This is a genomic window from Pandoraea commovens, assembly GCF_902459615.1.
Taxonomy (GTDB): Bacteria; Pseudomonadota; Gammaproteobacteria; order Burkholderiales; family Burkholderiaceae; genus Pandoraea; species Pandoraea commovens.
The window spans coordinates 215523-235190 of sequence record NZ_CABPSA010000009.1; the positions used below are offsets into that span (position 1 = coordinate 215523).

Here is a 19668-nt window from a genome sequence, read left to right on the forward strand (position 1 = left end):
CGGCGTACGCTAAATCTTCAAACGTCTCGCTGGCTACGCATTGGCAGTCCGGTTGACCTCGATGCCAGCGCCCTTGCGTGTCTGTACCGGCGACGGCGTGGCCGTGCCCGTGATGTGCGGCTTGACCACCGTCCACAGAATCACCGCGCCGATCAGATCGCCCAGCCCCAGCGCCACGAAGAACGGCGCGTAGCCGACCGCCGTCACGAACGTGCCGATCACCAGCGTGAAGAGCAGGTTGCCGATCCCGGCGGACAGCCCCGCCAGACCGGTGACCGTCGCCACTTCGTTGCGCTGGAACAGGTCGGCCGACATCGAGATCACGGTGACGGAGAGCGTCTGGTGCGCGAAGCCGCCGAGGCACAACAGGAAGATCGCCATCATCGGATCTTTCACGAAGCCCACACCGCACATCGCCGTCATGATGATCGCGCCGATGGTGAACACGACACGCTTGCCGTTGAAGATCGTGATCTTGAAGTGCTTGTTCAGCCACACCGATACCGTGCCGCCCATCAGGCACCCGATATCGGCCGCGACGAACGGCAGCCACGCGGTCGCGGCGATCGTCTTCAGATCGAAACCGCGTGCCTGATTGAGGTACAACGGCATCCAGAACACGATCGTGCCCCACACCGGATCGGCAAAGAAGCGCGGCAGCGCGATACCCCAGAAGTTGCGCTGACGCAGGATCGAGCCGAGGTTCGGCTTGCGGGCATCGGCGGCAGCGTCGACCACACGGCCTTCGTTGATGTAATCGGACTCGGCCTGCGAGAGCGCCGGGTGATCGGTCGGGTGACGATAGAACACGAACCACAGCACGCCCCACACGAGACCGAGCGCACCGGCGATGACGAATGCCGTCTCCCAGTTGTAGCGCAGGATCGACCACGCGATCAGCGGCGGCGCGAGGATCGCACCGATGGACGTGCCGATGTTGAAGATGCCCGCCGCGAGCGCGCGCTCCTTCGACGGGAACCAGAACGCAGCGGCACGCATGCCCGCCGGGATGAACGACGCTTCGGCAAGACCCAGCAGACCGCGCAGCACAAACAGCCCGACCCAGCCGTCGGCCAGACCGTGCAGCATGCACACCACCGACCACATCACACCGCACAGCAGGAAGCCCAGACGCAGGCCGATACGGTCCATCAGATAGCCGGTGATGGGGGCACCGATCGGATACAACACAAGGAATGCGCCCGTGATCCAGCCGTACTGCTGGGTCGTGATGTGGAGATCCTTCATCACCGTGGGGGCGGCTACGGCAAGCGAGCTGCGTGCGAGGTAGTTCATGACGGTGCCGAGCGTCAGCAGTCCGATCATCCACCAGCGCAGGCCTTTGATCTTCAGTGCCATGATGGTTGTCTCTCTTCCGTGGATATTTTTATGGCAAGCATCACGCTTGCTTGGAGAGGCATCCTACGTGAGACGATGTACGATGACAATGAAAGATTACGCGGTTTACGGATAATCCCTAGTCTTTCGACGGATTCACCATCGCAGCGCTACAAGCCTTATAAGTATTGAAGTTTGCACATGTTGGGAGAGTTATCCCACATGTGAATGTGCGCAAATGACGTCTTGTTGTATGACGTCTTATATTTAGCCGCCTACAGAATTTCGGCGACTGGCGGGATCGCAACGGACCGCAGGCCGCGCAGGAGGAACAGGCAAGAAAAAACCGCCCGGACGTTTCCATCCGGACGGCTTCTTCACAGTGACGCAGATGCCTACCTCCGCGCCCCCTCCTCTCAAATCACAACCACCCCGTATTTGTGGTTTTGGCAGGCATACACCTGCGCGCACCCGAAGGTGCGCCGATCCAACCTACGCAACTTAGTCAGACTTAGCGCGGCAGTTCCGAATGGCCCATCAGGAACTCGTCCACGGCACGGGCGCACTGACGGCCTTCGCGAATCGCCCACACCACCAGCGACTGACCGCGACGCACATCGCCGGCCGCGAACACCTTCGGCAGGTTCGTCGTGTAGGCGCGCTCGCCTTCGGTCGAGGCACGCACGTTGCCGCGCGCATCCTTGTCCACGCCGAACGCGTCGAGCACCGTTTGCAGCGGCGAGACGAAGCCCATCGCGAGCAGCACGAGGTCGGCCTTCAGTTCGAACTCCGAGCCCGGCACTTCCTGCATCTTGCCGTCCTTCCATTCGAGACGCACGGCGATCAGCTTTTCGACCTTGCCGTTCTTGCCTTCGAAGCGCTTCGTGGCCACCGACCAGTCGCGCTCGCAGCCCTCTTCGTGGCTCGACGACGTGCGCAGCTTGGTCGGCCAGTACGGCCACACCATCGGCTTGTTTTCCTGCTCCGGCGGTTGCGGCAGCAGTTCGAACTGCGTGACCGCCTTCGCGCCGTGACGGTTCGACGTGCCCACGCAATCCGAGCCGGTGTCGCCACCGCCGATCACGATCACGTTCTTGCCCGTCGCCAGCATCTGGTTCGCCAGCTTGTCGCCCGCGTTGACCTTGTTTTGCTGCGGCAGGAATTCCATCGCGTAATGGATGCCTTCGAGCTCGCGGCCCGGCACCGGCAGATCGCGCGGCTGTTCCGCACCGCCTGCGATGACCACGGCATCAAACTGCGCCTGCAACTGGTCCGGCGTGATCGTCTCTTTCGAGAAGTTGTTGATGTGCGCTTCGGGGGCCTCTTTGCCCACGTAGACGCCAGTGCGGAACGTCACGCCTTCGGCTTCCATCTGGCGCATGCGGCGATCGATCAGCCACTTCTCCAGCTTGAAGTCGGGGATGCCGTAACGCAGCAGGCCGCCCACGCGATCGTTCTTCTCGAACACGGTGACGTCGTGGCCGACGCGCGCGAGTTGCTGCGCGACCGCCATGCCCGCGGGACCGGAGCCGACGACGGCGACCGTCTTGCCTGTCTTGTGCTTCGCCGGTTGCGGCTCGACCCAGCCTTCGCTCCAGGCCTTGTCGATGATCGCGTGCTCGATCGACTTGATGCCCACTGCGTCGCTGTTGATGTTCAGCGTGCAGGCCGCTTCACACGGCGCGGGGCAGATACGTCCCGTGAATTCAGGGAAGTTATTGGTCGAGTGCAAGACCGAGATGGCCGACTTCCAGTCCTGGCGATACACCAGATCGTTGAAGTCGGGAATGATGTTGTTGACCGGGCAACCGTTGTTGCAGAACGGAATGCCGCAGTCCATGCAGCGTGCGCCCTGCACCTTTGCCTGATCGTCGGAGAGCGCGAGCACGAACTCCTTGTAGTGCTTCACGCGTGCCAGCGGTGCTTCGTAAGACTCGCTCTGGCGCTCGAATTCGAGAAAACCTGTGACCTTGCCCATGTTTCTTCAGTCGGAAAGTTTTGTGGTTACCGTGCCTCACCCGCGCGCGGCACGCCTGCGGGGCCCTCACCCCGCGCGGCGTGACCGCGCCAGCAGATTCAGGCCGCCAGTGCTTGTTTGTCGCCCGCCTTGGCCATTTCGCCCAACGCGCGTTTGTATTCGCTCGGGAACACCTTCACGAACTTGCGGCGTGCGCCGTCCCAGTCTTCGAGCAGCGCCTTTGCACGCGTGGAGCCCGTGTACTGGAAGTGACGCTCGATGAGCTCGCGCAGCTGTGCCTCGTCCGTCTGGCCGCGATGCCACAGACCCTGGCTCACCGTACGCTCCTGCTCGCCGTGCGGCAGCACCGGATCGAGCGCGACCATCGCCGTGTTGCACTTGGCGGCAAACGTGCCGTCAGCGTCGTACACGTAGGCCACACCGCCCGACATACCTGCCGAGAAGTTACGGCCGGTCTCGCCCAGCACGACCACCGTGCCACCCGTCATGTATTCGCAACCGTGGTCGCCCGTGCCTTCGACGACCGCCGTCGCGCCCGAGTTACGCACGCAGAAGCGCTCGCCGGCCACGCCGTTGAAGAACGCTTCGCCTTCGATGGCGCCGATCATCACGGTGTTACCCACGATGATGTTGTCTTCGGCATTGCCGCGGAAGTCGTTGGTCGGACGCACGATGATGCGGCCGCCCGACAGACCCTTGCCGACGTAGTCGTTACCGTCGCCCACGAGGTCCAGCGTGATGCCGCGTGCGAGGAACGCACCGAAGCTCTGACCCGCCGTGCCCTTGAGTTGCACGTGGATCGTGTCTTGCGGCAGACCTTCGTGACCGTAACGCTTGGCCACTTCGCCCGAGAGCATCGCGCCGACCGTACGGTTACGGTTACGCACCGGCTGGATGAACGAGACGTGCTCGCCCTTCTCCAGCGCCGGCATCGCTTTCTCGATCAGCGCGTGATCGAGTGCACCGGCCAGACCGTGGTCTTGCGTCTCGACATGCAGACGCGGCACGTCGGCTTCCATTTCCGGCAGGTGGAAGATGCGGCTGAAATCGAGTCCCTTCGCCTTCCAGTGCTCCACACCCGACTTGGTGTTGAGCAGATCGGCGCGACCGATCAGGTCGTCGAACTTCGCGATGCCCAGTTGCGCCATGATTTCGCGCACTTCCTCGGCCACGAAGAAGAAGTAATTGACGACGTGTTCCGGCTTGCCCTGGAATTTCTTGCGCAGCACCGGATCTTGCGTCGCGACGCCGACCGGGCAGGTGTTCAGATGGCACTTGCGCATCATGATGCAGCCCTCGACGACGAGCGGTGCCGTCGCGAAGCCGAATTCGTCTGCGCCGAGCAGCGCGCCGATCACCACGTCGCGGCCCGTCTTCATCTGACCGTCGGCCTGCACGCGGATACGACCACGCAGGCGGTTGAGCACCAGCGTCTGTTGCGTCTCGGCCAGGCCCAGTTCCCAAGGCGTTCCGGCGTACTTCACCGACGACAGCGGCGATGCACCCGTGCCGCCGTCATGACCGGCGATCACCACGTGATCGGCCTTGGCCTTCGCGACACCGGCAGCCACCGTGCCCACGCCGACTTCCGACACGAGCTTCACCGAGATCGACGACGACGCGTTCACGTTCTTCAGATCGTGAATGAGCTGTGCCAGATCTTCGATCGAGTAGATGTCATGGTGCGGCGGCGGCGAGATCAGACCCACGCCCGGCACCGAGTAACGCAGCTTGCCGATGTACTCGGTCACCTTGTGACCCGGCAACTGACCGCCTTCGCCCGGCTTCGCGCCCTGCGCCATCTTGATCTGAATCTGATCGGCAGAGACCAGATAGTCCGCCGTCACGCCGAAGCGGCCCGACGCGACCTGCTTGATCTTCGAGCGCAGCGAGTCGCCGTCTTGCAGTTCGATATCGGTCTCGATGACGTCGCGGCCCACGATCGAGGCGAGCGATTCGCCCTTCTTGATCGGAATGCCCTTGAGTTCGTTGCGATAACGACGCGGGTCTTCGCCGCCTTCACCCGTGTTCGACTTGCCGCCGATACGGTTCATGGCAACGGCCAGCGTGGCGTGCGCTTCGGTCGAGATCGAACCGAGCGACATGGCACCCGTGGCGAAACGCGTGACGATGTCCTTCGCCGATTCCACCTGATCGAGCGGGATCGCGCGTTGCGGATCGACGCGGAACTCGAACAGACCGCGCAGCGTCATGTGACGCTTGCTCTGGTCGTTGATGAGGTTCGCGTATTCCTTGTACGTCTGGTACGAGTTCGAGCGGGTCGAATGCTGGAGCTTGGCGATGGCGTCCGGCGACCACATGTGGTCTTCACCGCGGATGCGGAACGCGTACTCGCCACCGGCGTCGAGCATGTTCGCAAGCACCGGGTTGTCGCCAAATGCGTCGCGATGCAGACGCACCGCCTCTTCGGCTACTTCGAAGATGCCGATACCACCGACGTTCGACGCCGTGCCCTGGAAGTACTTCTGAATCAGGTCCTGCGACAGACCGATCGCTTCGAAAATCTGTGCCCCCGTGTACGACATGTACGTCGAGATACCCATCTTCGACATGACCTTGTGCAGGCCCTTGCCGATGGCCTTCACGAAGTGCTTGATGGCCTTCTCGGGCGTCAGGTCGCCGCCTTGCTTGCGAGCGATCTGCGCGAGCGTTTCCATCGCGAGGTACGGGTGAACGGCTTCCGCGCCGTAGCCCGCGAGCAATGCGAAGTGGTGCACTTCACGTGCCGAACCCGTTTCGACCACGAGACCCGTGCTCGTACGCAGACCCTGAGCAACCAGATGCTGGTGCACAGCCGACGTGGCGAGCAACGCAGGCATGGCGACTTGTTCGCGGTTTGTCAGACGGTCCGAGACGATGAGGATGTTGTAGCCCGACTTCACGGCGTCGACGGCTTCCGCGCACAGCGATGCGAGGCGCGCTTCGATACCTTCCTTGCCCCATGCGACCGGGTAGCAGATGTTCAACTCGTACGAACGGAATTTGCCGCCGGTGTACTTGTCGATGTGACGGATCTTCGAGATTTCCTTGAAGTCCAGCACCGGCTGCGACACTTCGAGACGCATCGGCGGGTTGATGTTGTTCGTGTCGAGCAGGTTCGGCTTCGGGCCGATGAACGACACCAGCGACATCACCATGTTTTCGCGGATCGGGTCGATCGGCGGGTTCGTCACCTGCGCGAACAACTGACGGAAGTAGTGATAGAGCGTCTTGTTCTTGTTGCTCATGACCGCGAGCGGGCTGTCGTTGCCCATCGAGCCCGTGGCTTCTTCGCCGTTGATCGCCATCGGCGTCATCAGCAACTTCACGTCTTCCTGCGTGTAGCCGAACGCCTGTTGCAGATCAAGCAGCGGCGTGGCCGTGTCGTGATGCACACCGGCTTCCTCGACCTTGGAATCGATCTCGTCGAGCTTGATGCGCACGGCGTCGATCCAGCTCTTGTACGGCTTCGCGTTGGCGAGGTTGTCCTTGAGTTCCTTGTCGTCGATGATGCGCCCCTGATCCATGTCGATCAGGAACATCTTGCCCGGCTGCAGACGCCACTTCTTGACGATCTTCGACTCGGGGATCGGCAAGACGCCCGACTCCGAGGCCAGGATGACGACGTCGTCGTCCGTGATCACGAAGCGCGCCGGACGCAGACCGTTACGGTCGAGCGTCGCGCCGATCTGACGGCCGTCGGTGAACGCGATGGCGGCGGGGCCGTCCCACGGCTCCATCATCGCAGCGTGATACTCGTAGAACGCGCGGCGGTTCTCGTCCATCAGCGTGTGCTGTTCCCAGGCTTCCGGGATCATCATCATCACGGCGTGGGCGAGCGGGTAGCCAGCCATCGTGAGCATTTCGAGGCAGTTGTCGAACGATGCCGTATCCGACTGGCCCGGGTAGATCAGCGGCCACAGCTTTTGCAGATCGTTGCCGAGCACGGCCGAGGAGATCGCACCCGTGCGGGCGTTGATCCAGTTGACGTTGCCCTTCACGGTGTTGATTTCACCGTTGTGCGCGACCATGCGGTACGGGTGCGCCAGTTCCCATGCGGGGAACGTGTTCGTCGAGAAACGCTGGTGAACGAGGGCGAGTGCCGAGACGGTGCGCGGATCGGCCAGGTCGCGGTAGTAGCGGCCCACCTGATCGCACAGCAGCAGCCCCTTGTAGACGATCGTGCGCGCCGACATCGACGGCACGAAGTATTCCTTGCCGTGCTTGAGCTTGAGCGCCTGAATGCGGTGGCTGGCGGTCTTGCGGATGACGTACAGCTTACGCTCGAGGGCGTCCGTCACCATGATGTCCTGACCGCGACCGATGAAGATCTGGCGGATGATCGGCTCGGTGGCCTTCACGTTGGGCGACATCGGCATGTCGCGATCGATCGCGACATCGCGCCAGCCCAGCACGACCTGACCTTCTGCCTTCACGGTGCGCTCGAGTTCCTGTTCGCAGGCCAGACGCGACGCGTGTTCCTTCGGCAGGAAGATCATGCCGACGCCGTATTCGCCAGCCGGCGGCAACGTCACGCCCTGCTTGGCCATCTCTTCGCGATAGAACTGGTCGGGGATCTGGAGCAGGATGCCTGCGCCGTCGCCCATCAGCGGGTCGGCGCCCACAGCGCCCCGGTGATCCAGGTTCTCGAGAATCTTCAGACCCTGTTCGACGATGGCGTGGCTCTTCACGCCCTTGATGTGTGCCACGAAGCCGACGCCGCAGGCATCGTGTTCGTTGGCCGGGTCGTACATGCCCTGTGCGTCCGGCGCCAAGTACGCCTCACCCGGCAGCGCTGCTGCCGTCGCAATCGGTTGCTGTTTCTTTTCCACGAGTTACACCGTCTCTTGGCGAGGCCGCCGCGCGCATGATCGTCGCGGTCGACCGGGTTAAGTGGGGTTGGCCGGGCGGGCCAGAACTGCGGATTCGCACGCGTCGAAGGTCGTTCTCGGGCGTCGCCACAGGGCGCCGACTCAGCGCGCACGGTTTTCCGCATCGCACCAATCGGCCGAAGTTGGAATATACGCCATGAAATTCACAATGACAAAAGAATTTAATGGGGTCAGATTCCAATTAAAAACCGCACCAAAAGAAGGCTTGATTTTATTGGGGTCAGATGGATTTCATGCGACGAAGATTTGACAGAAAAATCTTTAATTTCAACCGCTTGGAGAGCTTACTGGGGGAACGACAGGCCGGAACCGGCCTGTCGGATTCTTGCGTCAGGGGGCATTGGGTGCCGGTTTGCGGGGACGCCCGCGCGTGAGTGGACTCACCCGGCGATTCGCGGCGAGCGACATTCTCGCCTGATATTCGGGACCGCCGAGCAGCCATCCCTTCTGCGTCGCTGTACGCAGTGCGTCGACCTCATGCGCTGGCAGGGGGATCGAGAACCCCTCCGCGTAAGCGCGCTGACGCTCGAACGGCGTGTTGCCCAATTCCCAATAGAGCGCGTGGTCCGTCACGAGGCTATCGACCGTCAAACCGACGTGATGGTTGTAACTCGACCACAGGTAATTACCCGGGGCGTCGACCAGACCGGCACGAACGGGATTGAGCTCGACATAGCGGCTAGCGAGTAACAGATAGTGCTCCGCCTCGATCACCGTGGCGCGATATCGGCCCTCCCACAACGTGCCCGTGCGCTGATGGCGTCGGTTGAAATAAAGCACGTAATAGCGGCCAACCGCCTGCAACGTGGCGGGCAGACTTCGCTCGTCGGAGGGCGTCGCGACCAGATGCAGATGATTCGGCATCATGCACCAGGCGTGGATGGCCAGGCCGTTGGCACGTGCGGCGTCGCGCAGACGGTCGTGGAACACGCGCCGGTCCTCGTCGTCGACGAAGATAGCCTGTCGGTTATTGCCCCGCAGAATCACGTGCTGCGGCTGACGCGGAATGAAGAGTCTCGGTAATCGGGCCATGCTGATTCAAATGTAATGCTTTAAAGCTGGACATCACGATTTGCGAGAGAGTTTCAACATGAAAAATCTCTTTAAATACTGATATCTAGCTAAACCCCGTTGATTCGTACAAAAGTTCTAGATCCGACGATTGCGCACCGAAATCCCAAGCGCATAATGCATCGAAAAATAAATAAATAATCTTGGGAGGAAAGACAAATGACAACTCGGACCTATCGGTCCGCGGCGTGCTTATGCGCGCTCGGACTCGGCATTTCCCTGGCGTCCACCAGCGCCAGTGCACAACAAGCAGGCGATAACGTCGTCAACCTCGGCTGGTTCCACATCGCCCCGCAGGACTCCAGCAAACCGATGACCACCAGCGTCACTCAGGAGGGCCTCACCCCCACGCTCGTGCCATCGAACTTTACTTCACCCGGCAGCGGCGCGAAGGTCAGCAACGCCGACACTCTCGGGCTCGTCATCACGCACTTCTTTACCGACAACATCGCCTTGCAGACCGTGGCCGGCGTGCCAGCCAAGTTCAAGCTCACCGGACAAGGCGTGATTGCGCCACCGGGACTGGCCGGCGCGCTCACGAGTATCGACCTCGGCGCGGCGCAAAACAACCCGATTGTGCAAAGTGTGCGCCAGTGGAGCCCGGCGCTCGTGCTGCAGTACTACTTTGGACAAGCCAATTCGACGTGGCGCCCTTTTCTGGGTGTCGGTGTGAGTTATACGTTCTTCACGAACGTCAGCCTCAATCCGAATTTTGAAGCGGCGCTGAATCAGAATTTCGGCAGCGTGCTGTCTTTTACTTCCGGACATAACGGGCCGACGACGGTCGAAGCCAAATCGTCGGCGTCGTGGCAACCGGTTTTCAACGCCGGTGTTTCTTATGCATTCGACAAGCACTGGGTTGCCAGCGCGTCGGTCTCCTACCTGCCGCTCAAAACCACTGCGAACATCAAAATCAAGGCGCAGGACGGAACGGTACTCTCGTCGTCCGATGCCGAAATCAAGCTCAACCCGATTGTGACCTTCGTATCGGTCGGCTACAAGTTCTAAACCCAGCTGGCGGGACGCTAATTGCGTTCCGCTAGTTGCGGCCAGAATATCGGACTCCGCAGTTATTTCCGAAAGCGTGCTTGACGTATAAGGGCACGCTTTTCTTTCGTCCAGCGCTTTTTTCTAAGGGCATTCCATAGGTCGATGCGCGGATACAACACCTTTAGAGCGACACCTCCAGAGTCGCGCTATCCGCGAATTTGCACGGTCGGCATAATGGCCCTGAATTTCATTTAACGAAATTCTCGACAATAAAGAATCTTGAGCAGGAGACGAAATCGATGAAGTTGAAGCATTTGACGATTGCTGCCGCGGCTATGCTGACGGCATCGGGGGCCGCCTTCGCACAGCAAGCTGGGGATACGATGGTCAGCGCAGGCTGGTTCCATCTCTCGCCCCAGGTTTCGAGTGATCCGCTGCATGTGACTGGATCGAATGTCCCGGGACTGGCAAATCTGGTGAACAGCCGCCTGGGTAACACGGGTGCCAATGTCGATGACGCCGACACGCTCGGCCTCACGCTGACCCACTTCTTCACCGACAACATCGCCGTGGAAGGCGTGTTCGGCGTACCGCCGAAGTTCCGCCTGTATGGCACGGGCAACCTGGCGCTGCCGGGCGGAGGATCGCTGGCTTCGGCCAAGCAGTGGAGCCCGGCCATCTTGCTGAAGTACTACTTCGGTAAGGCGGGCGACACGTGGCGTCCGTTCCTCGGTATCGGTGCGAGCTACTTCTGGTACTCGAACATCGAACTGACGCCGGGCTTCCAGCAGCTGGCGAGCGCAAGCCTGACCGGCGGTGCCGGCGGCAACACGACGGCTAAACTGACCAACTCGTGGGCACCGGTGTTCAACGCAGGTATTAACTGGAACGTCGACAAGCACTGGACGCTGGCTTTCTCGGTGTCGTACATCCCGGTGAGCACGACGGCCAAGCTGACGACGACGCGCGGTCCGATCACGACGACCAGCGAAGCGAAGGTCAAGCTGAACCCGGTCGTGACGTTCCTGTCGCTCGGCTACCGCTTCTAAGTCGCCGCACGACGCAAGTTACACCGAGTCGCATCAAGCTGTACTGGAAACGCCGCCTTGTGCGGCGTTTTCGCATTTCAGGGCGCGACAATCACCATCTCAACGCATGTCAGCGTATTCCGACAGCATCTTCAGCCAAAGCGCCGCAACTTTCCTTTTCCCGAAACTGTCTTTCCAGGTGTACGCACGCAAGTGGGCGGGCCATAATGGCCGCTCGCCTCAGGGTTCCACCGACGTTCGTCCTCCCGGGTTTACCGGACGTCGCATTTCAATACCACCTCTTGGGAGTCTGAAAATGGGAATTGCCTCGAAAGCGGAAACGGCACTCAACAGCAGCATGGAAGACGCACGCTTTGCCGGTCGTCGTACGGCACGCGCCGCGCGGTTGGCGAGTGGTGATGTGTCGTCGCGAGTCCGCGATCTGCTCGATGATCTGGACCACGCACTGTCCAATGCCAAGTCGGCGTCGGATGTTGAAGCGCTTCGTGCGGAGATCGGCGATAAGCTGCGTCAGGCGCGCGACGACTTCGGCGATGCGCGTGCGAATCTGCGCCGTCGCGCCAATGAAGTCTGGGAAGAGGCCGATGGCTACGTGCACGAGCGCCCGTGGCAGACCGTCGGCACGGTGGCCGCAGCCGCACTGGTACTCGGCTTCATCCTCGGTCGCAGTTGAATCAGATGGCTGCATGACGGCGGCGCGGTCGCGAAAGCGCGCCGCCCTCCGGCGGTGTCCGACTCGACGGAATCAGCTTTGAAATCAAAACAGCCGGCAAGTGCCGGCTGTTTTTTTGTGCTTTGCGCCCATCCCTCGTCGGCAGTCTCGTAACCGAGAACCTGTGAACGTCGGACATCCGTGACTCAAAGCGTCGGTTCGACGCTGAACAGTCTGCGGTATTCCTTAATCGCGTAGCGGTCGGTCATACCGGCCACATAGTGAGCAATCCAGCGCGGCTGATCTTCCGGATTCTCCGGACGGTAGTTCGGCGGCAACAGGCGTGGTTCGGAAATGAAGGCTTCGAACAACTCCTGCACGATGCGCTGCGCCTTGGCGGCCATTCGCATCACGAGATAGTGCCGGTAGAGGTTATCGAACAGGAACCGCTTGAGACTTCCCGCCTGTTCGCGCATCTCCGCGCTGAATGCGACGAGCGGTCCCGAAGCGCGCACGTCATCCATGGAGAACGGCGAGGCGTCGGCCACGCGTTGACGTGTCGTCGCAATCAGATCGACGATCAGCGCATTGATGATGCGTCGCGTCGTCTCATGCACCAGACGGCGACCGGAGATGTCCGGCCATGCGAGCTTGGCTTCCGTGCAGTAGCGGTGCCAGAGCGGCACCTCGTCGAGCTGCTCAAGCGTCAGCAGACCAGATCGCACACCGTCGTCGATGTCATGGTTGTTATAGGCGATCTCGTCGGCCAGATTCGCGATCTGCGCTTCGATGCCAGGCTGAAGTCCCTTGAGAAAGCGCTCGCCCAGTTCGCCAAGCCCGCGCGCATTCGCTCGCGAGCAGTGCTTCAGAATGCCTTCGCGCGTCTCGAAGCAGAGGTTCAACCCGTTAAAGCCGCCGTAGTGCTCTTCGAGTTCATCGACAACGATGAGACTCTGCAAGTTGTGCTCGAACCCGCCGTAGTCCTGCATGCAGGCATTCAGCGCGTCCTGCCCCGCGTGGCCGAACGGTGTATGGCCGAGATCGTGCGCCAACGCGACCGCTTCGACCAGATCCTCGTTGACGCGCAAATTTCGCGCGATCGACCGCCCGATCTGCGCCACTTCGAGACTGTGCGTGAGACGCGTGCGGAACAGATCGCCTTCGTGATTCACGAAGACCTGCGTTTTGTATTCGAGACGCCGAAATGCCGTCGAGTGGATAATGCGGTCGCGGTCGCGCTGGAACTCGGTGCGTGTCGTGGGGGCGCTTTCCGCAAAGCGCCGGCCACGTGACGCGGTGGAGCGCGCCGCGTAGGGGGCAAGCGACGCTTCGTAATCGATCATCGCCAGCCCTCCTGTCTCAGACGTTAGCGCGCAGCGTGGCGCGAAGGTCGGCGTCGGGCACGCTCGTCATGAACGCCTGCCCCAACCGGTTGAGCAGCACAAAGCGGATATCGCCGCCTTCCGCCTTCTTGTCGACACGCATCAGATCGATATACCGGTCCTCGCCGAGGGCCGGTCCCGTCACAGGCAGCCTGGCCGCCGCGACCAGCGCCTTGATTCGCTGCACTATCGCCTCGTCGATAAAGCCCAGACGCGCCGACAAGTCCGCCGCCATCACCATGCCGCAGCCCACGGCTTCGCCGTGCAGCCATTCGCCATAGCCCAGGCCGGATTCGATCGCGTGACCGAACGTGTGACCGAAGTTGAGTGTGGCGCGCAGCCCCTGCTCGCGTTCGTCGCTGGCCACGACCTGCGCCTTGATTTCGCAAGAGCGTTGCACGGCATACGTCAGCGCCGCCGTGTCGCGACCGTTCAGCGCATCGATATTGGCTTCGATCCAGTCGAAGTACTTCTCATCTGCAATCGCGCCGTGCTTGATCACTTCGGCCATACCGGCCGCCAGCTCACGATCCGGCAACGTCGACAGCGTGCCGATATCGGCCAGCACGGCGCTCGGCTGCCAGAAGGCGCCGATCATGTTCTTGCCGAGCGGGTGATTGATGCCCGTCTTGCCGCCAACCGAAGAGTCAACCTGCGAAAGCAGCGTCGTCGGCACTTGAACGAAGGGCACGCCGCGCATATAACACGCGGCGGCGAACCCGGTCATGTCACCGACTACACCGCCGCCCAATGCGATCAGTGTGGCCTTGCGGTCCGCCTGCGCGCCGAGCAGTTCATCGAAGATCAGGTTGAGCGTCTGCCAGTTCTTGTAAGCCTCGCCATCGGGCAGCACCGCCTTCACCACGCGCTTGCCGAGACGTTGCAACGTCGCAGCCACCCGTTCCGCATAAAGCGGATCGACGGTCGTGTTGGTCACGATCACGGCATGCGTGCCGCGCACGTGCGGCGCAAACAGCGCGTCCTGCGTCAGCAGATCGGTGCCGATGTGAATGGGGTAGGCGCGCTCGCCAAGGTCGAGTTTCAGGGTAATCATGCCGTTTGTTGGCTTGTTGTCATGTTCTGCAAAATCGGGCAATGCGGTCCGTTCGGGCCACTATCAGCGAGGAAAGGTATCACGGCCAGGCGTCACAGGCGCGGTCGTGATCGCCTCGCCGGTGTCCACTTCATGCGTCGCGCCGACATCATCCGGAGGCAGCTGTTCCACTTCGGCATCGCCATGAGCGCTCTCCGAGGTGTCTGTCGCATCCGCTGCATCCGCCGCATCCGCCGCATCCAGCGCGTCCGTAGCGTCAGGCAATAGCGCTGCGTTGCTCGGTACGATGCCCGCCATTTCCAGTTGCATCAGCACCATGTTGACGAGCGCGTTGACGCTTGGCCGCCCGGTTTCGATGATGAACGTCGCGCATTCCCGGTAGAGCCCGTCGCGCTCCTGATACAACTGTTCGAGTCGCGCACGCGGATCTGCCGTTTGCAGCAACGGACGATTCTTGTCGCGACGCGTGCGTAACCAGAGATCGTGCGGATTAGCGCGCAGGTACACCACCGTGCCGCGCGATTTGATGTACTCGCGGTTTTCTGCGCGCAACACCGCGCCCCCGCCAGTGGCGAGCACGATTCCGCTGCGTTGGGTGAGTTCGTCGATGGTCTGGGTTTCGCGCTGACGAAAGCCGTCCTCGCCTTCGTGCTCGAAGATGACCGGAATGCGCACGCCCGTGCGCGCCTCGATCTCATGGTCGGAGTCATAGAACTGCCGTCCAAGACGTCGTGCCACTGCGCGTCCAACCGTGGTCTTGCCCGCCCCCATCAGTCCGACAAGTATTACGTTTTCCAGCATAAATCGCTGATATTTGGGTTCCAATCCCTGATGATACCGGTATCTGCGTCGGGCGTGCGGAACGCGTCGCCTCGGGGAACACCCCGAGAAGCCGGGGATGACCGGGTGGAAGGTCATCACGCAAGTCGTCCGACAGGGGCAGCGACGCCGCGCTGGCGCTCGTGCCGGGCACATCGGGAGCCCCGACCGCCGCCGCGCCGTCCGGCACGACGCTGGGCGTCAGGAACACCAGCAACTCCGTTCGCCGGTCCTCATTGGCGCGGTTACGGAAAAGTGCGCCCAGCACCGGCACGTCTCCCAGCCAGGGAACGCTTGCGCGGCTGTCCCGCTTTACCTCCTGGTAGATCCCACCGATCGCGACCGTCCCGCCGCTTTCGACTTGCACCTGGGTCCGAACATGCCGGGTATCGACGGCGAAGCCTTCTGCGACGGCCTGCCCCACGCTGTCCTTGCGCACATCCACATCCAATATCACTTGCCCGTCCGGCGTAATCAAGGGCGTGACCTCGAGTCTTAGGGTCGCCTTGCGGAACTGCACGGATGCCACGTTGCGTCGACCATTGCGCGTTTGATAAGGCAATTCTGTGCCTTGCTCGATGAGCGCCTGCACCTTGTCTGCCGTGACCACGCGCGGGCGGGAAACCACTCGCCCTCGCCCGCTGGTCTCCAGTGCGGAGAGCTCCAATTGCAGGAAGCGGCTTGCGGACCGGCCGAATAATGTGATCGCAAGACTCGGCGGCGCCACGCCCGCCAGCGCCGCCGCCGAAAGTCCGACATCCACCGCACTCCCGGGAACGCTCGTGTCGCCGCCCGTTGCGCGGGTGCCGCCGTTCGCGACGCGCCCGCCATCCGGCACATCAAACGATCCTGTATCCGACGTCGGACGCTTTTCACCGCCACGTTGCGCATTCGCACCGCCGTGTTGTCCCGCCAGCCGGACGCCGAGCGACTCGCTGAACCGGTCGTCGGCTTCGACGATGCGAGCTTCGATCAGCACCTGTCGAACGGGCACATCGATGCGCTCGATGAACGACGCCAGCGCATCGAGCCTCTCGGGCAGGTCGGTGACGAATAGCTGATTTGTCCTGGGATCCGCAATGAGACCGCCGCGCGCGGACAAGAGACGCTGCCCTTTGCTGTCCTTCTGTCCGAGAATGATCTCCCGCAACGCCTCGGCCCGTGGATAGTTCAGCCGGAACCGGCGCGCAGCCAGTGGCTGCAATGCCTCACGTTTCGCCGCAGCTTCCAGTTGCGTTCGCTCGTCGGCTAGCAGATCGGCACGCGGCGCAATCCAGTCGACGCCGTTCACGGATTGCACACCCAGGCCCGCGCTTCGGATCATGACGTCGAACGCCGTCGCGGCAGACACCCCTGTCACCTCCATATCGAGTCGCCCCGTGACGCGCTCGCCGATCGCCACACTCCGGCCGGTCAACCGCGCAAACACTCGCAGCGCGTCTGCAACTTCAGCACCGTGCAACACCACGTCCACCGTCGAAGGGTCGGAAGAGTCACGATTCGACAGCGCCTTACCCGGCAATGCCCCGTCATCGCTCCAGGTGGCCGACAGCCCGGCGGTTGCGGTCCGGCGCAACACGACGCGACGAGTACCTGCACGCATTGCCGCCACGGGCTCAGCATTCTCGACGGGCACCTGAGGCATCGATTGGGTCATGGTCACAGCATCTTGTGCAGACCGACGTGTCATGGGCGTGCGAAACACGTCGACGATGTCCGTCGGCATCTCCCATCGCGGTGGCGGTTCAGGCAGCGCAGGGAGCGCATTTGCTGTCGACCTGTCGAGCGACTCGGCGGGCTCGGCCGTGCGGCGCCAACGATATGCAGACACGGTGACGCTCAACGATGCTTCTGCGCTGTCGGGATGCGTTGCACCGCCAGTTGTGCCGGTTTGCATGCGAGGGCCGTCCAGCGAGAACTGCTCGACCGCCAGATGTCGTGGCAGCCGGTTGACCTCAGCAAGCCAGCCGAGCAAATTCGCGACCGTGCCTCGAACACGCAACTCAGCGCGCTCGGTTTCCAGTTCGCCGGATACTGCCGCCGGTCCTGGACGCGAAGACTCCAACGTCAGCCCGCTCCGAGAAACGAGTCGTTCAAGATCGGCGCGCCATGCTGCCAGAGCGTCGTCGTCAGCCTCGGGCGCGTCACTTGCACGCTTTGACAGGGTCGACGAAGCCGACGACTCACCTTCGGACGCCCCTGCAAACGCCTCAGCCCCCGGCTCGACGACGGGCAGCATGCGTTGCCATGTTCTGGTTTCCGCTCCTTCGTTCTGAAGTCGGCGCACGATCGACGGTAAACGGTCGGCAGCGTCCTTGGCACGCGCCAACATCTGCCGCTCGGCTTCGAGCCCCTGTTTCAGGGCCGCACGCGCCGGGAGACTCGTCAACCACCCAATCGACCACGCCAGGAAGAAGCCCGTCAGCACCGCAGCAATCGCGAGGCCCCACCGTACGCCCGGCGACCATTCGGTCGGTGAAATGGAAAGCCATGTCTCCCAGCGCGCCCGCCAACGCGCCTTCACATCATGAAACATGTCGCGCACATCATCTGGAGGGTGATTTTCACCGTACATCGGGCACCTCCTCCGTCGTTTGGCCGTCGAGATCCGAAACACCGGCGAAGACGACGGGTGCAGGCACGGGTTTCAGCGCGATGCGCAGCGTAAAGCGACGAATGTTCAGTGCCCCGGCCTGTGTCTGCGCGTCCGCCCATTGGCGCCGGATGCTCTCCGGCACCACGCTCGATTCGACCTCGGTCACCTTGCGCACCCAGGGCAACGCACGCAGTCGCTTCTGCGTTTCGCGCACCCGCGATTGCGTCGTCGCATAGCCCTCGATTCGCAGATGCGCGTCGGCCATCTTCACCACCGACAACCGCACGCCATCGGCGCAGGCCCGCATGATGTCGAGCAGACGATCGGCCGCAGCAGGCCGACGCTCAACCAGCGCAACGACGGTCCTGCGGTGAGCCCGCAGTTCGGCGAGCTGTCGCCGCGTCATGTCGAACGCCGCCACCTCTCCGGCCAGCCTATCCTTCGTCACGCGTAATGCCGTTTGCTGCGCCTGCATTTCGCTGCGCTGGTGAAGGTCCCACGCAATGGGCACCAGCGAAGCCATGGCGCCGCACGCCGCCAGGCACACCCAGACTCGCCATTGCCGACGCATCTCGCGGCGTCGCCGCTGTGCCAGCGTGGGAAGGAAATCGAGCGGCGGAAATGCCTGCGTCACCCGCATGCCACCCCCTGCATCGACATGGCTCTCAGCGCCAGCCCACAAGACACAGCGAGCGCCGCACGCGGCACGAACGTCTCATGACGCTGTCCGGCAGGATCCGCACCCTCGAATGTCGCGAGCGGGTCGAAGGGATGTACAGCAACACCGCATGCGCTTGCGACTGCGTCACAGATCGCCACCAGTTCCGCCGGGCCAGCCCCTTGCGTCGCGACATCGATTACGCGCGGCGCGATCGGCAATGCTCGCGTCAGATCTCGAACCGCGCTTGCCAACGCCTCCGGGTGCCCGCGCACGCTGTCAAAGCGCTCACGAACATCCCCCACGCAAACCCCACCATCGAACACCGCCAGATCGAGCGTCTGGCCATCGATCTGCAATAGCGCGCCCGGCCCGCCTGTTCTATCTCTGCCGACAGAGGCTGCGGGCGCGAACGCCTCGTGGTCGTTAGATGCGGACGTTCGCTGGGCTGCACGTTGCGCCCACAGAAACGCGCGTCGCCCGGCCTGATGGGCGGCGTCAATGGCTTGTGCGCGTAGCCCTGACATTTCAAGCACAGCCATCCTGTCGTCCACCGGGGTCGCTTCGCAGGCATACAACCGAAGACGATGGCTGCCCGGTTCAGCCCACGCCACGCCAACACGGCTGCGCAAATTGGGGTCGCCGTCGCCGGGCAGCAAAAGCGCCGCACGACGCTGACACCACGCTCGTAGCGCGCGCGGAGGCAGGTCCGCAGGACAGTCGATCACCTGCGTTTTCAGTCCGTGCGACGGAAGCGCCAGCACGATGGCGTCACCCTGCAACGCCTCCGCCCGCGTGCCCAGACGTTCCAACAACTCCTCCAGGCGACGCGCCACGGCCTCCGGCTTGACGATCAGCGCGCCACGCAGCATGCCGTCTTCCAGCGCGGCGGCGCCATAGGCGTCCAGACGCAATCGGTCGCTCCCCGGTGTTCGCGTGATGCGAACGAATTGCATGCCATTGGCGTCGAAGTGGATTCCGCAACCGCCACCACCGCCGTTGCCCGGCCTCATCGCTGTCATCGCCGCCCACTGCTTTCCCATGTGACGCACCCCGCGCAAAACCGCTGCGATCATGACTTCCTCCTGCCTTTCGTCGTATCGATGCGATCGATGCTATCGGGCATGGCACAGCGGTCCAATCGGACGATTCCGAATACTGGCGAAGGAAAGGCGAGCGAAAGGCGCTT

General features: G+C 62.4%; 12 protein-coding genes and 1 pseudogene. 3 read left to right on the top strand and 10 right to left on the bottom strand.

Annotated elements, in window-relative coordinates; genetic code table 11:
• Positions 1-33: 33 nt before the first annotated feature.
• The 4 genes from PCO31010_RS22730 to PCO31010_RS22745 all read right to left on the bottom strand — a co-directional run bounded on the left by PCO31010_RS22730 (position 34) and on the right by PCO31010_RS22745 (position 9240).
• Positions 34-1359 carry an MFS transporter gene (locus PCO31010_RS22730; protein WP_150666262.1) on the bottom strand — a complete coding sequence of 442 codons (1326 nt, stop codon included), beginning with the start codon at positions 1357-1359 and terminating at the stop codon, positions 34-36.
• Positions 1360-1849: 490 nt separating this feature from the next.
• Positions 1850-3316, bottom strand: a complete 1467-nt coding sequence (locus PCO31010_RS22735) for a glutamate synthase subunit beta (protein WP_150666263.1) — start codon at positions 3314-3316, stop codon at positions 1850-1852.
• Positions 3317-3414: 98 nt separating this feature from the next.
• Positions 3415-8148: a glutamate synthase-related protein gene (locus PCO31010_RS22740; RefSeq protein ID WP_373275338.1), complete on the bottom strand. Its 4734-nt coding sequence runs from the start codon at positions 8146-8148 to the stop codon at positions 3415-3417.
• A gap of 390 nt (positions 8149-8538) precedes the next feature.
• A complete protein-coding gene (locus PCO31010_RS22745; RefSeq protein WP_150666264.1) occupies positions 8539-9240 on the bottom strand; it encodes a transposase in 702 nt (233 codons plus the stop codon).
• A 198-nt stretch (positions 9241-9438) separates the two neighbouring features.
• On the opposite strand from PCO31010_RS22745, the gene PCO31010_RS22750 reads away from it, so the two are divergent.
• The 3 genes from PCO31010_RS22750 to PCO31010_RS22760 all read left to right on the top strand — a co-directional run bounded on the left by PCO31010_RS22750 (position 9439) and on the right by PCO31010_RS22760 (position 11991).
• On the top strand, positions 9439-10287 hold the full coding sequence (locus tag PCO31010_RS22750) for an OmpW/AlkL family protein (RefSeq protein ID WP_150666265.1): 849 nt from the start codon (positions 9439-9441) through the stop codon (positions 10285-10287).
• Positions 10288-10568: 281 nt separating this feature from the next.
• The gene (locus PCO31010_RS22755; protein ID WP_150666266.1) at positions 10569-11318 is read left to right on the top strand and encodes an OmpW/AlkL family protein; all 750 of its coding nucleotides are present in this window, start codon (positions 10569-10571) and stop codon (positions 11316-11318) included.
• 295 nt (positions 11319-11613) lie between these two features.
• Entirely contained in the window at positions 11614-11991 is a 378-nt protein-coding gene (locus PCO31010_RS22760; RefSeq protein WP_174985062.1) for an ElaB/YgaM/YqjD family protein, read from the top strand.
• A gap of 185 nt (positions 11992-12176) precedes the next feature.
• On the opposite strand, the gene PCO31010_RS22765 is transcribed toward PCO31010_RS22760, so the two are convergent.
• The 6 genes and pseudogenes from PCO31010_RS22765 to pilM all read right to left on the bottom strand — a co-directional run bounded on the left by PCO31010_RS22765 (position 12177) and on the right by pilM (position 19555).
• A complete protein-coding gene (locus PCO31010_RS22765; RefSeq protein WP_150666268.1) occupies positions 12177-13313 on the bottom strand; it encodes a deoxyguanosinetriphosphate triphosphohydrolase in 1137 nt (378 codons plus the stop codon).
• A gap of 16 nt (positions 13314-13329) precedes the next feature.
• On the bottom strand, positions 13330-14406 hold the full coding sequence (gene aroB, locus PCO31010_RS26795) for a 3-dehydroquinate synthase (protein WP_150666269.1): 1077 nt from the start codon (positions 14404-14406) through the stop codon (positions 13330-13332).
• A gap of 282 nt (positions 14407-14688) precedes the next feature.
• Positions 14689-15207: pseudogene (locus tag PCO31010_RS26800) on the bottom strand (shikimate kinase); the annotation flags it as partial.
• Positions 15113-17800 carry a type IV pilus secretin PilQ gene (pilQ, locus tag PCO31010_RS22780; protein ID WP_150666270.1) on the bottom strand — a complete coding sequence of 896 codons (2688 nt, stop codon included), beginning with the start codon at positions 17798-17800 and terminating at the stop codon, positions 15113-15115. The pseudogene PCO31010_RS26800 and the gene pilQ, both read right to left, overlap by 95 nt.
• Positions 17790-18461 (bottom strand): PilN domain-containing protein, encoded by a 672-nt coding sequence (locus tag PCO31010_RS22785; RefSeq protein WP_150666271.1) that lies wholly within the window; start codon positions 18459-18461, stop codon positions 17790-17792. The genes pilQ and PCO31010_RS22785 overlap by 11 nt, the downstream gene beginning before the upstream one ends.
• Positions 18452-19555 carry a pilus assembly protein PilM gene (gene pilM, locus PCO31010_RS22790; RefSeq protein ID WP_150666272.1) on the bottom strand — a complete coding sequence of 368 codons (1104 nt, stop codon included), beginning with the start codon at positions 19553-19555 and terminating at the stop codon, positions 18452-18454. The genes PCO31010_RS22785 and pilM overlap by 10 nt, the downstream gene beginning before the upstream one ends.
• Positions 19556-19668: the final 113 nt, after the last annotated feature.